At 40.7% G+C, this 17,098-nt stretch carries 6 protein-coding genes and 1 pseudogene; 1 reads left to right on the top strand and 6 read right to left on the bottom strand.

What is annotated here, in order from left to right; translation table 11 throughout:
• Positions 1-83 precede the first annotated feature (83 nt).
• The gene (locus EQO05_RS01170; protein WP_128502955.1) at positions 84-1,112 is read right to left on the bottom strand and encodes a cache domain-containing protein; all 1,029 of its coding nucleotides are present in this window, start codon (positions 1,110-1,112) and stop codon (positions 84-86) included.
• Between the two features lie 362 nt (positions 1,113-1,474).
• On the opposite strand from EQO05_RS01170, the gene EQO05_RS01165 reads away from it, so the two are divergent.
• Positions 1,475-2,251, top strand: a complete 777-nt coding sequence (locus EQO05_RS01165; RefSeq protein WP_128502953.1) for an exodeoxyribonuclease III — start codon at positions 1,475-1,477, stop codon at positions 2,249-2,251.
• Positions 2,252-2,824: 573 nt separating this feature from the next.
• Here the strand turns inward: EQO05_RS01165 and EQO05_RS01160 are convergent.
• The 5 genes and pseudogenes from EQO05_RS01160 to EQO05_RS01140 form a co-directional block, all read right to left on the bottom strand.
• Positions 2,825-4,939: an MEDS domain-containing protein gene (locus EQO05_RS01160; RefSeq protein ID WP_128502951.1), complete on the bottom strand. Its 2,115-nt coding sequence runs from the start codon at positions 4,937-4,939 to the stop codon at positions 2,825-2,827.
• A 720-nt stretch (positions 4,940-5,659) separates the two neighbouring features.
• A complete protein-coding gene (locus tag EQO05_RS01155) occupies positions 5,660-7,582 on the bottom strand; it encodes a PAS domain S-box protein (protein WP_128502949.1) in 1,923 nt (640 codons plus the stop codon).
• An 882-nt stretch (positions 7,583-8,464) separates the two neighbouring features.
• The gene (locus EQO05_RS01150) at positions 8,465-12,280 is read right to left on the bottom strand and encodes a PAS domain S-box protein (RefSeq protein ID WP_128502947.1); all 3,816 of its coding nucleotides are present in this window, start codon (positions 12,278-12,280) and stop codon (positions 8,465-8,467) included.
• 308 nt (positions 12,281-12,588) lie between these two features.
• A pseudogene (locus EQO05_RS15875) lies at positions 12,589-13,314 on the bottom strand (sensor histidine kinase); the annotation flags it as partial.
• A gap of 1,969 nt (positions 13,315-15,283) precedes the next feature.
• Positions 15,284-16,678, bottom strand: a complete 1,395-nt coding sequence (locus EQO05_RS01140) for a PAS domain-containing protein (protein WP_255420817.1) — start codon at positions 16,676-16,678, stop codon at positions 15,284-15,286.
• Positions 16,679-17,098: the final 420 nt, after the last annotated feature.

The following is a 17,098-nucleotide window of genomic DNA, read 5'->3' as shown; positions in this document are numbered from 1 at the left end:
TGCTTCTTTTTTCAGTCCGGTGCTGTTCCTTTTTAATTCAGTTCGTTTACTCTTTTAATTCAATCCTGTTACTCTTTTTTGGTTCAGTCTAATTTCTTTAATTCGAGAAAATCTATATTCTGCTCTGACCGCGCAGGCTGGTCTATAATCAGGAATTTAAGAGTCGTATTTCCGGTATTGTATGTGCTCTGGATTGAATCCGCAGGGATACATATGAGCTGATCAGGGCGTATCTCGATCGGGATTCCATCAATATAAAGCAGGCCCTGTCCTTCAAGGATATAATGGATTTCGGGATTTCCCATTATATGGGGTGCAGTATTTCTTCCGGGTTCTATAATGGAATGTGCAAGGCTGCAGTCAAGCTCAAGGTTCCTATCAAGACTTAGAGGATTCAGGAGCTCGGCAATCTGAGAGTTTCCGGGCTCGTCTGTGTACTTGCATGCTTCAAGATTCCTGCAAACAATATAGTCCTCCAGGTAGAAGTCCGCTCCGACAATGTAAGTTCTTTTCCCGGAAGAAGCCTTTTTAACGAAAGTGCACTTGCGGTAAGGCTCGGAACTGTTTCTATCCTGCCAGTTATACTCAATCCAGCCTTCGCCTTTTTCGCTCAGGGCTGTTTCTATAAAGAGTTCTCCTATTGGCTTGCCGTCTGCATCTACAAGTTCTTTGATATTTTTGCCTTCACGGCTCGGATCCGAAGGGCAGACTACCTGGGTACCATCGGGGGTCCAGACAAGAATGCAGAAGTCGTCCTGGAACCAGGGTGACCCTTCTTCCCGGAACGAAGGAAATAACTCTTTTCCCTGCGCTTCAACAAGTCTAACTGTAGCTCTTACCTTGCTCTCTATATTCCTTCTTTCGCCTGCAAGCTTACTTTCTCCCTTTTCCGGAATAGGGGAATCCTGCTCGGTTTTCGGGACAGCAGGTGCGGCTATCTCACTTTTTTCTTCTGCTTTCACCGTGCCGGCTAACCCGCTGACATCCGAACTTACGATCTCGTTTCCGGGTTCGGGTGAGATTGCTGGCATTTCATCTCCGCCCCCGCTGGTAAGGATTCCAAGAAAGAGTGCAATTGCAAGCATAATACAGGCAATTTTTATTAAATTCATAAGTTTCCCTGCTGTCCTGGCTTAAACCTTTTCTGTTGCCGATGGTCTGTTGCTGATAGAAGGTCAGATTTTTTTCTTAACAGTTTTTCTCAATAATGATCTGAAGTATTATTTTATTTTTTCATTTTGTTCGCGTTTTGACCACAGGCAGGATTTGCTGGATAAATAAGGAGCATTTATTTACTAAGACTTTGAATTATTTTCATTTTAATTCGATCTGATTTCAGTTCGATCCGATTTAATTCCGGCTTAATTTAACTTCGATTTAATTTCAGTGGATTTTGGTTTAATTTACTGCATGCTGCTCTTAATCTTCTTATAACATAACTCAAATTCTGAAACACGCTTAGGGATAGGAAAAAATGTCTGGCCACTATAACCTCGTCTCCTGGAATGTAAACGGCCTCAGGGCTGCAATAAAGAAAGGTTTTCTTGAGCTTTTGCTGGAACAGAAATTTGATATTGTTTGCATTCAGGAAACTAAAGTTTCTCCTGATAAGCTCCCCAGAGAAGCCAAGAACATGCCAGGTTACTATAACTACTTTGTTTCAGCAGAACAGAGCGGCTACAGCGGAGTCGGAATCTTCTCAAAGAAAAAGCCCCTGAATCTCGAAACCGGCATGGGGATAGAAAAATTTGACCGGGAAGGACGCTTCCTGCGGGCTGATTATGAGGATTTCACTTTAATGAACATCTATTTCCCTAACGGCAAAGCCTCCCAGGAGCGTCTGGAATACAAAATGGATTTTTATGATGCCTTTTTAGATCATGCAAACGCCCTCCTGGCAGACGGTAGAAAGCTTGTCATATGCGGGGACGTAAATACCGCCCATAAAGAAATAGACCTTGCCCGCCCAAAGCAAAATGAAATGATCTCCGGTTTCCTCCCTGAAGAGCGAGCCTGGATGGATAACTTCCTTGCAGCCGGTTATATTGACACCTTCCGCATGTTCAATCCTGAGGGAGGAAACTATTCCTGGTGGTCAATGAGGACCGGCGCACGCAAAAGGAATGTCGGCTGGCGCCTGGATTATTTCTTCATCAGTGAGAATCTGCGGGACAATGTTAAATCTTCTACTATCTATCCTGAAATCACAGGCTCGGATCACTGCCCTGTAGCGCTTGAACTTGAATTCTAAGCTTAAATTTTACCTTTATTTTAGCATTCTCTTTTTTAATGTGAAGAGCTCGTTAAGTCCACGGACTACTTAAAAAAATAACATTTTTTGCCCATAGGTCATCCTTTGAGTGAAACGAAAAAGGTCTCATCTTCCAGAGGTTAAATTCGGGCGGAAGAATTCCCCCTTATGTTATTGGCTACAGGTCAATAACATAAAAAGAGATTTAAAAAACGCACAGGAAGAGGCCCGGAGGCACTTATCCGTTTACTGTATCCCCCAATACAGTCTCTTCGAAGTTATGCTTCCCCAAGCATACCGGCTCGAAGAAGGATGGTGCTTCCAGGCGATTTTCTGTGTGGTAGAGTCTAATTACCCCTTCTACTCCGACTTCCCAACTCCAGAATATACTAATAACCTAAATTATTTTAAATTATTTATATCAAAAATTGTTTTCAAACAAATAATATTTTAAGGTTAAAAATTTCAAAACCGGCACAGGGTTTTTTACAGTGTTTTTTATTTACTTATTCTACTTGCTCATAATACCTGAGTTTTCGGTCTGGATGTATCCGGTTAACCTGTTTGATTGGCTCATTTTCCCGTATTGCTAAACCGTATTGTAAATTCCGTTCCCCGGTCTTTTCCTGGTTCGATGCAGCCGTCTACCTGTTCGACAAGAAGATTTATGAGCTGGAACCCGAGGGAGTCGGCAGTTCGAAAATCTATATCTTCCGGGATACCTTTTCCGTTGTCAGTCACTCTGAGTATATATTGCAGGTCGCTCTCCCCTCTGCATCCCGGCTCTACCCCGGAACTTTCCTCATGCACAGTGAAATTCTCCGCTTTTTTCAGGGCTATGCATATCTCCCCTTCCCTTTCATTTGAGAAAGCATGCTTGAAAGAATTTGAGACCAGCTCATTTACAATGATTCCAAGAGGAATTGCAGTATCCATATCCAGATAAACTTGCTCAAGGTCAACTTTCAAGCTGATACCACTGTCCCTTAGATTATATGATGAGAAGAGATCTTCGGCTAATTTTTGAAGGTAATCCGAGAAATCAAGTTTGTCTACCCTGTTCCCTCTGTAGAGTTCTTCATGAATCAGAGCCATTGAAGTTACGCGGTTCTGGCTTTCCCTGAAGGCTTCAAGGGTTTTTGCATCGCTGAACTTTTCCGCCTGGAGGCTTAGAAGAGAGGAAATAACCTGAAGATTGTTTTTTATCCTGTGGTGAATTTCTTTTATGCGGATTTTCTCCAGTTTTGCCAGGGCTTCCCCTGCCTCTTTTTTTTCGGTTATGTCCCTGTAAATAAGTGAAATGGCAGTAAGCTCTCCATGAACATCGAGAACTGGAGAAATAGTTATTGAAACGTTGATTCTTCTACCATCTTTTCCCAATCGTAAAGTCTCATATTGCTGGATCTTTTCTCCCTGCTTAACCTGTTCAACCAATTTTCTTGTCTCATTTTTCAAATCATGCGGAGCCAGAATGGAGATATCATTTCCGAGAATCTCTTCTGCCGAATAGCCGTAAACCTGTTCTGCTCCTTTATTCCAGCTTGTAATAATGTAATCGAGAGATTCGGTTATAATGGCATCATCAGATGACTCCACAACATTTGCAAGCATCTGAATTTTAGCTTCGGTTTTCTTACGTTCGGTTATATCCTGGACTGTTCCTTTCATTCGGACAGGGGCATTTTTCTCATCAAAGTTAACCTCGCCCTGTGCATGGACTATACGCTCTTTTCCATCAGCTGGGATTATTCTGTACTCAATATCATATGGCTCTCCATTTAAGGCTCTTTTAATTGCATTACCAACAAAACTGCGGTCGTCAGGGTGTATATTGTCCAGAACCTTGCTAAGAGACAGGCTATATTTATCAGGAGTGAGCCCAAAAATTCGATATACTTCATCAGACCAGTATATACGGTCGGTTATGAGATTCCAGTCCCAGCTTCCGATATGAGCCATTTTTTGAGCTTCAGAAAGCCTTCTCGAGTTTTCCATTTGTGAATTATAAGCTTCCTCAAGCTCGGCTGTACGCTCTTTAACTTTTCTCTCAAGGCTTTCAAAAGCTTCTCTCAATCTGGTTTCTGCGTCTTCAGCCCTTTTCCGCCCGAAGTTTTCTATTCTCTCCCATTTCCTTTCCCTTCTGGCTAGAATAAACTGATGGTTGGTAACTATCTCAGCAATTCCTGCTGTGCTGCACTTATCAAATGAATAGGTACATAGAGCTATCATATGATGTTTACCAATGAGGCTATCCACCTCTCCCTCATATTGGACGATATCCTGCCGGTGCGCCTCGGACCAGAAAGAGTCCCCGCTTAACCTCAAGCCATCGTAATTACTCGCAGCCTTCTGATTGAGTTTTTCAACCCGTTTTTCTAAGGATTCCTCCAATTCGGAAACGTAATCTTTTACATACCAGTCAGCGTACAAAACTATCTCGATTTGCCCTTTCTCCAGATAAAACTCAAACCCAGGAATATCTCTTTTCAGAGCTTCCTTTGCTTCTTCTATCTCAAGGAGCGGCGAGACTATCCACATGCAAAATTCATTATTTTCCAGTCCGGCTTTGAGATAGGGGACAACTATACCTATCAAATCTTCTTTTGTCTGATAAAACTGACAGAAATGTGTTCCCCAGGGTATGTTTCCAATAATGTCAATACCGGAGGCTCTAATATTATTTTTCATATCCTTCTCCGATAATCGCAAAGGGAAATTTTATCATTTAATAATTATACAATTGAAAGCATATAAAGGGAATGTTAATAATTATTTGAGAGTTAATTTGCTCTGACAACTTCCCGGACCTGCAGGTAAAAAGTTAAACGTTGCATTCCAGATCAGGATCCTGTTCAAAAACCTGTAAGATATTTTCAATTTGATAGTCAGTTAAACAATAAACAGGTTTAATTTAGAAGCAGTAAACGTTTAAGAAAAATTAGAGAATACGACAAATTAGAGTTTAAGAAGAAATACGACAAATTAGAGTTTAAGAAGAAATACGACAAATTAGAGTTTAAGAAGAAATACGATAAATTAAAGTTTAAGAAGAATCCTGAGGCACTGAATCCGTTTACTGTGTTCCCCGGTACAGTTTCTTCGAATTTATGCTTTCCCAAACATATTAATTCGAAGAAGGGCCAGCAACCTCCGGGCGATTCTTCGTTTGAGAGATGATACCCCGTTTGTCCCCCAACTACGAAACATAGTAATATTATAATCTATTTTAAATTAATGATACTAAAAATTGTATTCAATCAAAAAATGTTTCCAGACGAAAAATTTCAACGGGAGCAATGGTAGTGTAGACCTTTATTTATCTTGCTGATTTACTCTTCTCGGGTGATGATTCTTCCTGGCGTAAATATAACACCTGTTGATTCTACTGGCTTATTTCTCGAGTTCATTTCAGATGTTGTTAAACCAGATACAAAATTCTGTTCCCTGGTTTCTTCCAAGTTCTATACAGCCTTCTATCTGTTCAACAAGAATATTTACAAGCTGCAAGCCAAGAGAATCAGTGTTTCTGAAATCTATCCCCTCCGGAATACCCCTTCCGTTGTCTGCTATTGTAAGTGTGTACTGGAAATCCCTTTCCCGGCTGCATTCACAGTCTTCCCTCGAGTCCTCTTTATTTGTAGTGAGTTCTTTTATTTTCTTCAAACTAATACTGATCTCCCATTTGTTCCCATCAGGGAAAGCATGTTTCAAAGAGTTCGACACCAGTTCATTGACTATTATACCTAGCGGGATTGCAGTATCAAGGCCAAGATAAACCTGCTCAAAATCCAGGCTGAGGTTGATATTCTCGTTTCTAAGGTTATACGAGAGGAAAAGATCTGCAGTCAATTTCCTAAGGTAATCTCCAAACTCAAGGGTATCGATTTTATCCCCTTTATATAACTCTTCGTGAATAAGAGCCATCGAAGCTATACGGTTCTGGCTTTCTTTAAAGGTTTCAAGGATTTTTGAATCAGTGAATTTCTCAGCTTCAAGACTGAGCAAAGATGAGATAACCTGCAGATTATTTTTGATCCTGTGATGAATTTCTTTTATGCGAGTCTCCTCAATTTTTTCCAGGGTTTCTTCTGTCCTTTTACGCTCAGTGACATCCTGAGCTGTTCCAAACATTCGAACAGGAATATTTTTCTCATCAAAAATAACTTTTCCTTGCTCATGGATTATACGTTCCTCTCCATTTGCCAGGATGATCCTGTAATCAATACTGTAGGCTTTTCCACTTAAAGCTTCCATAACAGCATTATTAACACAGTCCCGGTCTTCTGGATGTATATGACTCAACAATGCATCATAGGTTGCGCCGAATTTTTCAGGATCAAGTCCGAAAATCCGATACATTTCATCAGAGCAATCCAGTGTGCCGGTTACAAGATCCAACTCCCAGCTTCCAATATGAGCCATTTTTTGAGCTTCAGCAAGCCCTCTTTCACTTTCTTTCAAAGAATAATAAGCCTTCTCAAGTTCTTCTGTACGCTGTTTAACTTTTTCTTCTAAATTGTTATGCGCTTTTTTAAGGATTTCTTCGGCTTTTTTACGCCTGGTAACGTCAACGTTCATCTCGAGGATCATAGGGGAACCATCAATATCGGTAAACGGGATGTTATAAACATCAATCACGCTTCCGTCCGGGGTGGTGACTTCCCAGTTATGGGGTTGACCGGTTTCAAGTACTTTATATGCCTCACAGAACTCACACGGTCCGGTGTTCCCAAAACAATACTCATAACAGTGCCTGCCCCCGGGCTCGCCGAACTTCTCACGATAGCTGCGATTGGTGAAGGTAACGTGATGGTCAGGTGTTAACAGGGATATCATTGCTGGCAGCTTATCCAGCACGTCAAAAAGCCGCTTTCTTTCAGCTTCCCTGGCTTCAGCAACCTTACGACGTGATTCGCTTTCACAGAGTGCTGCTTCAGCCTGTTTACGCTCAGTGACGTCTCGAGTAATAGCAACTACCCGCGGCTCTCCATTGGTATCGAAGAAGATGGCAGTGCTTACTTCCCCGGGAAAAGTGGTTCCATCCCTGCGCCTGTAAGTAATCTCGGCTTTTGCTGATCCGGAGCGTGCACGTTCATCCAGCAGGGTAGATAATGCAGGGTCTTCCGGGTCAAATATTATGTCCCTCCACCCTTTGCCGATAAGTTCTTCTTCCGTCCACCCAAGCATATGACAAACTGCTGGATTAGCCGACAGGATTTTTCCACCCTCTCTCGGGTCAGTCAGCATAATACCATCCATGCTATGGTCGAATAGCATGCGATACAGTTTTTCGCTCTCCAGCAATTTTTTATCTATGCTATCTTTTTTCATAATTTATCTCATCATGAATACAAAACAAGAGGCTAAAATTTTCTTTCAGGATTTACTCTATTCTACTCTGTGAGTTAAAACATTTAAAACTTTTTCATGGAAACGTTTTATAATTTCATTTCTATAACTAAAAATTTATAAAATAAAAATAACAAATTTTTTTCTGTATTTGGTAGAGAGAGCTTCTTACATATTTGTATATCCGGGCAGCCCTCATCAAAGAATTATTTGTAATAACATATCATACAACCTTTTTATAAATTTGTAATTTAATGAAATTGGAATTTTTGATATAATATAATTTTTCAATTATAATGAAGTTTCAACTCAGAAACAATGTTTCTTATCGGTTATGATATATATAACCGGGTCATTATAAAGGTATAGATTAAGAGTAATAGGGTTTCCTCTTAATCTTTGGGTTGGATCGCAGGTAGAGACCTGAGAATAGGGACTCAGACTCTACCATCTACTTCTAAACTGATTTTTAACAAAATAATATTATCTTTTTGACTATTATCTTTTTGAATACCCTCTTTTTGAATACCCTCTTTTTGAGTATTATCCTTTTGAATATTCTCTTTTTGAATATCCTCTTTTTGTTTGCTGAAACTTTAATTTTTTATTTTGAGGAACTCTTTTTCTGGAACTTGCAAAGGCTGTAAAGCATGAGCCTGTAATCCGCTTCTAACAATCTATTATATGCTCTGTATTTTGGGTTCAGGATCTGAACTATCCCGATGCCTTCAGTTCAAAAGGGCTGCCCAGTTCACTCCTGCACTCCGGTTTACAGATCCCCGGATCCTTCTTTAGTTCGTCAGATTTTATTTCCAATGGAGCCATAGCATAGAATGCACAGGCGCTACAAAAAAAGAAAGTGGCTTATGTTTCCATATTGTTAAACCATATGGTGAATTCTGTTCCGTTATCAATTTTAAGTCCAACACAGCCATCTATCTGTTCGACAAGGAGACTTACAAGCTGGAGCCCTAGAGAATCGGTATTTACGAGGTTAATTCCTTCAGGGATACCTTTTCCATTATCCGATACTCCGAGTTTGTACCGGAAGCTATCTTTTTCCATGCAGTGTTTATCCGGGTCAGGAATCTCTCTCCCAGCGACTGTGGGCTCAATTCTGCTCAGGTTTATCTTGATCTCGCCTTCCCTGCGGTCAGGAAAAGCATGCTTAAAAGCGTTTGAAACCAGCTCGTTAACAATAATTCCAAGAGGGATTGCGGTATCCATTCCAAGATCTACCTGCTCAAGGTCAAGCTTGAAATTGATATCCTTATCTCCCAGGTTGTATGAACTGAAAAGGTCTTCGGTCAGCTTCCGAAGGTAAGCTGCAAAGTCAAGGGTATCGATTTTATCTCCCTTATACAGCTCTTCGTGAATGAGAGCCATAGAAATCACCCGGTTCTGGCTTTCTGTAAAAGCCTCGATGACTTCCGGAACCTTACAAACCTCAAGATGAGAGAAAGCTTCGGATTGAAGATCAAGCAGAGATGAGATAACCTGCAAATTATTCTTAATCCTGTGATGGATTTCCTTTATGCGAATTTTTTCCAGTTTTGCCAGGGCTTCCTCTGCCTTCTTGCGTTCTGTAATATCTCTGGCAATAGCTGAGATAGCCACGAGTTTCCCGGATGAATTAAGGATTGGAGAGAGAGTTACTGAGACATTTATTAATGTACCGTCCTTTTTTAGCCGTAGAGTATCATAATGCTTGATATCCTTGTTATCTATAATCTTTTGAGTTAACCGTTCTATTTCTCCTCTTAAACTAGCAGGCTCAAGTATTGAAATATTTTTTCCCAGAATTTCGTCAGCCGAATAGCCGTAAACCTGCTCCGCTCCTTTATTCCAGCTTGTAATAATGCCCTCAAGAGATTTGGTTATAATAGCATCATTCGATGACTCCACAATGTCCGCCAGGCGGCGAATCTTTTCTTCGGTTTTTTTCTGCCCGGTGATATCCTGAATCGTTCCTCTCACCCAGACAGGGGTTTTTTTCTCGTTAAAAGATACCTCTCCATGTGCATGGATTATACGTTCTTCTCCGTCAGCTAAGATTATTCTGAAATCTGTGCTATAGGACCCTCTACTTAATGCTTTTTTAGCTGCGTTATTCACATATTCTCGATCGTCCGGATGCACATAGTTTAAAAATGTACCGAGGTTTATTCCGGATTCCTGCGGCTTAAGTCCAAAAATACGATAAGCCTCATCAGACCAGTATATTTTGTCAGTTATAATATTCCAGTTCCAGTTTCCGAGATGTGCCATTCTCTGGGCTTCTGCAAGGCTTTTTTCACTTTCTTTCAGTGAATTATAAGCATTTTCAAGTTCTGCTGTCCTTTCTTTAACCAATTTCTCTAAATTATCGAGGGTTTCTTTCAATTTAGCTTCTGCTTCTTTTCTTGCGGTAATATCAGTGATTAGCGCTATAGAGCCTGTAAACTTACCCTTTTTATCAAAGAGAGCTTTTCCATTGGCAAATGCCCAGAGAGGCGATCCATCCTTGCGTATTAATTTGATTTCGTAGCTTTCATCGATGCCCTTCTCCCTTTTTTCCATGTTCCGCCTTGCGATTATTTTATCTTCTCCGCTGGTAAAATCGCAGACAGGTCTGCCAATCATTTCTTCCTGAGTATATCCAAGCATCGCAGCCATTTTCTCATTGGCATAAGTAGTTCTGGCTTCATGGTCAGCTGTCCAGATGCCTTCACTGGCGGTTTCTACTATAGTCCGGTACTTTTCCTCACTCTCCCGGAGAGCCTCCTCAGCCTGTTTTCTCTTTGTAATATCTCTAAAAGTTGCCGCAACCATCCCTTTTCCGGGACTGAAGACATAGGTGTCAAAATACTTGCCTACTATCTGGCTAAAGATTTCAAAATACGTCGGTTCACCTGAGACCGCTGTTTCACCGAGCTTTTTGATCAGTATCGGACTCACATTGGGAACGATATCCAGGATAGACTTACCCAGTACCTGCTCTTTTTTTAAGCCTGTACTGTATTCATAAACAGGATTTATCTCAAGGTAGCGGTAATCATGAGGCTTACCGTCCTCATCGCTGATTATTTCTGCAAGTAAGAAACCCTCGGTCATATTCGTAAACAGCATCCTATAGTGTTCCTCACTTTTCCGAAGTGCCTCCTCAGCTTTTTTACGCTCTGTTATATCAGTGAATGCGCCGACACTGCCACGTACATGCCCTTCTGTATCGTGGAGCGGGCTGGCTGATCCAAGAAACGTTTTACATTCCCCGCTAGGTAACAGCACGTCAACTTCCATGTTGTGTACTCGAATATTTTTCAAGGAGGCTTGCTGCATTGGCAATTCGTTTGCGGTTAATTCTTTACCATTATGGAAGAAGCGCCGCATAGGTGCCGCATCCGCCGAAACGTTCTCTCCGGTTTCAGCCTCATAGTACTCGTTTGCCATCCTGTTGCCTGTAATTTTATGACCTTGCAGGTCGTGACCAATCCAGATAGCAACAGGTGCGACATCCATCACGATTTCCAGTTCTTCGGCTCGCTGGCGGATCTGTTCTTCGAGCTTTTTGCGCTCGGTAATATCTCTGAAAATTACCGCGAACTTTCCATTCTCAGGGCTAAAAATATAACCATCAAGATATCTATTCAGTTCCTTGCTAAAAATTTCAAAGTGTGTTGGCTTGCCTGTGAGCGTTATTTTGCCGTACTCCTCAATCGCCAGACTATTCGGTTTATTAACAACTTCATGTATAGTCTTGCCCAATAGCTGTTTCCTGTTTAGACCCGTTTGAAGCTCAAAAGCAGGGTTTACCTCAAGGAAACGATAGCTGCAAGGCTTACCATCCTTATCATAAATGGGTTCTCCAAGGAAGAAAGCCTCGGTCATGTTAGTGAAAAGCATACGGTAACGCTCCTCACTATTCCTGAGAGCTTCCTCAGCCTGTTTACGCTCTGTGATGTCGTGGATGATTGAGAAAAGAATGGGCTGGCCCTTGATTTTCACAGGCGAGGAGTAAACCTCCACCCAGCGGATGTCATTGCTGGCGAGCCGGTGCCGGAAAATAAACACATTCCTGCCGCGTTCCACAGCCTTGTAACGCTCGGCGGTGACTTCCTCCGGTGGCAATTGGTTTATCTCGTCGATGTGCATCGCCCGTAACTGCTCGCGCGAGTATTCGTAGAACCGGACCGCCGCATCGTTGGCGTCGATAATCTTCCCGCTGCCGGGCTCGATGAGCAGCATGGGTGCCCCATGTGCCTCAAACATTGTGCGGAAGCGCATCTCGCTTTCGCTTAAAGCCTGCTCAGCATGTTTGCGCTCGGTTATATCCCGGATAATAGCGACTGCCCTGGGTTCTCCATTGTCATCAGTAAAAAAGGCAGTGCTTACCTCTCCAGGGAAGGTGGTCCCGTCTTTGCGCCTGTAAGTGAGCTGGGTTCTGACTGACCCGGAGCGTGCACGCTCATCAAGCAGACTGGATAGCGCCGGGTCTTCCAGATCAAACATTACTTCGCGCCCTTTACCAATGAGTTCTTCTTCGGCCCATCCGAGCATCCGGCAAGCGGCTGGATTAGCGGATAGGATTTTCCCCCCATCTCTCGGGTCAGTCAGGATGATACCGTCCATGCTGTAATCGAACAGCATGCGGTACAGCTTTTCGCTTTCCTGAAATTTCTTATCTATATTATCGTACCTCATATTCTCTCTGACCGCTTGATAAAAAGTCAAAATCTCTGTCTCAATGTTTACTTCTCTGTCCGAACCTTAGTTTCATTAACCGTAAGAATTTCCCCGAAGTTAATTTTATAATTCGATTATTATATAATGGTCCATTTGTATGGAAAATAATGTAATAAATATCTTGTCTATATTATTTATTGCTAGGGTTTATCCTCATTTCTCAGGGTTCAATATGCTGCAGGCTTCAGCAGCCTGGCAGTCCTGAGCCGTGTATATAGGTAAGGTTTTATTCAACCAGTTGCTGTGGGGCTAACAGTGGGGCTCGGTTATTTTTTATCTGTCAATGTGAACCTTATAATGATCTCTGTTCCATGATTAGTTCTGAGTTCAAGTTTCCCATCGATCTGGTCTGCAAGGGAAGTCACAAGCTGCATGCCAAGACTATCGAGTTCTTCAATATCAAGATTTTCAGGAATGCCCACCCCGTTATCGGAAACTTTCAGAACGAAAGCCGTACCCTTACAGCCTTCGCTTTTCACTATACTGCTTATGCATTCTCGGTTTCCTTCTCTATGGAGTGTAATTCGAATTGTTCCATTATGCCTGTCCGGAAACGCATGTTTGAGGGAGTTGGAAATGAGCTCGTTAACAATTATTCCCAGTGGGACAGCAGTGTCCATGTCAAAGAATGAATCTTTTTCCAGATCCATGTCTAAATTAATATCCAGGTTCCCAAGCCTGTAGGTCTGGAGAAGATTTCCAGCAAGCTCCTCGATATATGACGAAAAGTTAAGCGTTTCGAGCCCTTCACCCCTGTAAAGCTCTTCATGAATCAGAGCCATGGATAAAACCCGGTCCTGGCTTTCCCTGAAAGCCGTGAGAACTTCCGAATTTTTAATGTTATTCCTGCTTCTGAACTGGTCAGCCTGGAGATCCAGCAGGGATGAGATTACCTGTAAGTTATTCTTTATCCTGTGATGAATCTCCTTTTTACGGGCGGTCTCAATATTTGCCAGAACTTCTTCAGCTTTCTTGCGCTCAGTAAGCTGCGTCTCAATTTCCAATTTTGCGTTATGCATTTCCTCGTGAGTCAGGAACTCCCGCCTGCGCCAGAAATTAAACAGCCAGCCGGATGCGATAGCAATTGCATTAGCCATGAACATACTGAGAAGCACCGTAAAAGAAGCCTGTGGCGATATCCACGGATTGGGCGCAATAATCAATGTCTGCCCGCTAGTGTACACTAAGGACAGAATAAGCTGGTTGGTGAATCGATTCGGGATGGCAAGCATCGTAATGAAAACTACAAGAACCGTTATGACGGTATGGGCAACGAAATTTTCAGGTCGAGTCGAATTTATCGTGACGTGGAAGACCGCCAGAAAGAGACCCCAGATGAATTCAGCCCGGTCATAGGAACGGTAGTTTGGAAATCCTCGCAGATTTTTAAGGAACAGGACTGTGTACGCAGTAAAAGCAAGTCTAAGCGCTAATAGCGCATAGAATGTACTTGAAAGCCCAAGAAAACTGTAGTCATTGACCAGAAGAGCTAAAAAGGGCAGTAAGATCAGAAGAACAAAAATTCGGGCCTGGGCTATGTCTCCACCAAAGTTGGCTTGCCGAAAGCGATCTTCCTGTTCCGGGCTCAACCCGAATGTCAGCCATTTCTGGATACGTCCAGCTATATTCATTTATCCTTCACCATATTTTTGATGAGACAGAAAAAGCTCACAAAGCCTGTAGCAGAGTTTGCTCACTTATACGTTCCCCAGGGTATATCCCAGGCAATGTTAACATCAGAAACTCTGATTGTACTTACTATTTTCTGATATCAAAGTAAAAAGTCAAAGAGCCCTTTTTAGAACCTTAACTTTATCAAATGTAGCAGGTTTCATATTTATCAAATTCTCAGCTTAGTGTACACTATCGCGCAGACATTGATTAATTACTTAAAAACGCATTTTATTTCTCATCTTTTATATAATCGAGTGCGTATAAAGGATAATATGATAAATATATTTCTGTACAATTCACGTGTAAAATTGCACTTTATATATCTGCAAATTTAAAATTATATCATGAAAATTGTTAACATGAGATAGATTGGAAAAGTATAATAAAAGCGATAAAAGCGATAAAAGCGGCAAATAATGGCTTCAGGAAAAATCCCGAAGCACTGAATCCGTTTACCTTATTCTTCAAATTTATGCTTCTTCAAATTTATGCTTCTTCAAACTTATGCTTCTTCAAATTTATGCTTCTTCAAACTTATGCTTCTTCAAACTTATGCTTCTTCAAATTTATGCTTCTTCAAACTTATGCTTCCTCAAACTTATTAATTCGAAAAAGGATCAGTAACCTCCAGACAATTCTCCGTTTGAGGGATAATATACGGTTGTTCCCCGACCGTGCAGCAGTAATATTATTATAATCTACTTTAAATTATTGATCTCAAAAATTAGTTTCAAGTAAAAAATAGTTAAATCTTAAGGATTTTAAGGTTATTGTAATTTTTTATGAATTTATCTATTTTATATCTCTTTTATAAATTAATTATTTTTAATATCGTTATATTTTTTAATATCGTTATAATTTCTAATATCGTTATAATTTTAAATATAATATAATTCTTCAATTATATTAAAAATTCAACTCAGAACCAATGTTTCTTATCGGTTATGATATATATAACCGGGTCATTATAAAGGTACAGATTAAGAGTAATAGGGTTTCCTCTTAATCTTTGGGTTGGATCGCAGGTAGGGACCTGAGAATAGGGACTCAGACCCTACCATCTACTTCTAAACTGATTTTCAGAAATATTAGCTTATATAGTTTATCTTACAATTTAATATAACTTATATTACAATTTAATATCGCCTATCTTATAGTTTTCCTGATTGTTAAAACCGTTATTATTTTTAAATCCATGTTTTTATCGGTATGAAGTGTCCGCTAAACCTTTCTCTTTTCCTGAAGAAGGCAGTACTATAAGCTGCTTTCCAGACGGACGTGAGTCGATCAGTCTTGCTTTACATTAAACCTTATTTTGAACCTGGTACCTTTATTTCTTTTTAACTCGATCTCACTATCTAACTGCTCTACAAGAATAGTTACAAGCTGCAGTCCAAGCGTATCCGGGTTTTCAAAATCGATTTTTTCAGGAATGCCAATTCCGTTATCTGAAATAATAAGCGTATATCCAGTACATTTCTCAGTAAGTTCTTTTTCACCATCTTTTTCATCAGTACCTGACGAGTTCCCGGCTTTTCCCTCTCTGAACAGGTTAATCCTGATTTCTCCGGTCTTTCTGTCTGGAAATGCATATTTCAGAGAATTTGAAACAAGTTCATTAACAATCATACCTAATGGCACTGCAGTATCCATATCAAAGAAAATATCTTCCTCAAGATTCATAATTAAGCTGATTTCTTTGTCTCCAAGTCTGTAGGTCTGGAAAAGATTTTCAACGAGTTTTTCAAGATAAGGCGAAAAGTTCAGGGTATCTCTTCCCTCACCTTCGTGCAACTCTTCATGGATCAGGGCAATTGACATTACCCGGTCCTGACTTTCCCTGAAAGCCGTGAGAACTTCCGAATTTTTAATACATTCTCTGTCGTTGAATTTTTCAGCCTGAAGATCCAGCAGGGATGAGATTACCTGTAAGTTATTCTTGATCCTGTGATGAATTTCTTTGTTACGGATAGCCTCTATTTTTTCAAGAGCTTCTTCTGTATTCTTTTTTTCAGTAATATCATAAATGACTCCCTGATACTTCTCGGGTTTTCCGTCTTTGCCCTGGATTTTATAGTAACACTGGTGTACCCATTTAGTTCTGCCGTTACTATGTATTATACGAAAGTCAAGCTCTCTTGATGAGTTATATGGAGATTTTTGAATATTATTAATATCTTCAATAACAAGAGGTTTGTCAGCAGAATGAATAATGTCTATCCACAAAAACTGACCGGATAAGAACTTTTCTTCACTATATCCGGTAATTTCTTCTACTTTCCCGTGCATGAACTCCGGGAAGAAGTTCTCATCTAGCTGGAACGCGATCCCATCAAAATTCTGTATAAATGAACGGTATTTTTCCTCACTGTCTTCCAGTCTTTCCTGAGTAAGCTTTCTTTCAGTAATGTCTTTAATTATTCCAAGAACTCGATTTACACTACCGTTTTCATCTTTCAGGCAGATCACGTTCTCTTCTATGTGGATATAATTTTCATTATGTTTCCTGAACCTGTATTCAAGCCGGAAGTTTTCTCCTGTTTCCAGATACTTTTCAAAAGTTTTCCAGATTTTATTCCGTTCTTCAGGATGGATATGATCCAGCCAGACCCCCATATCTGTACTTTCCAGATCTTTTAAGTCATGCCCCATAAATTCTCTGGTAGCCCCTAACCAGCAGATTTTGCTTTTTATAATATCCTAATCGTATACAAGATGCTCAGTTTGCCTTATGACGATGCGGTATATTTCTTCATTTTTTCGAAGCTTCTCGCAGGAAAGTTCTCTCTCGGTGACTTGTTCTATTAGCACCCACTCCATCATGGCTTCTTTTTGTCCTATAATGAAAATAATAAACACTGGAAAAGTTCGTTTACCCCGCCCCTATCTTAGAAATTTTAGATATTAAAAGCTGTTGAGCTTATGTAAGAGAATTTAATGTGAGCGTATAAATTATATCCTGACTGTCCAATTCATGTTTAAACCATCAAGCATAGGAGAAAAGTTGAATGCTGAGAATGATAGTAAAAGAACGAGACATAAAAGCAGGGCGAAATTCATGAATCATGGATTAGGAAATGCTTTGCTCAACAAATCAGTGCA

The organism is Methanosarcina sp. MSH10X1 (assembly GCF_004099695.1).
GTDB lineage: Archaea > Halobacteriota > Methanosarcinia > Methanosarcinales > Methanosarcinaceae > Methanosarcina.
The sequence above is the reverse complement of the archived record's forward strand: the minus strand, read 5'-3'. Positions and strand labels throughout refer to the sequence as shown.

Bases quoted from the DNA above. Each gene is read 5' to 3' on its own strand.
- EQO05_RS01165 (WP_128502953.1), top strand. From the start codon at position 1,475: ATGTCTGGCCACTATAACCTCGTCTCCTGGAATGTAAACGGCCTCAGG.
- EQO05_RS01160 (WP_128502951.1), bottom strand. From the start codon at position 4,939: ATGAAAAATAATATTAGAGCCTCCGGTATTGACATTATTGGAAACATA.
- EQO05_RS01155 (WP_128502949.1), bottom strand. From the start codon at position 7,582: ATGAAAAAAGATAGCATAGATAAAAAATTGCTGGAGAGCGAAAAACTG.
- EQO05_RS01150 (WP_128502947.1), bottom strand. From the start codon at position 12,280: ATGAGGTACGATAATATAGATAAGAAATTTCAGGAAAGCGAAAAGCTG.
- EQO05_RS01170 (WP_128502955.1), bottom strand. From the start codon at position 1,112: ATGAATTTAATAAAAATTGCCTGTATTATGCTTGCAATTGCACTCTTT.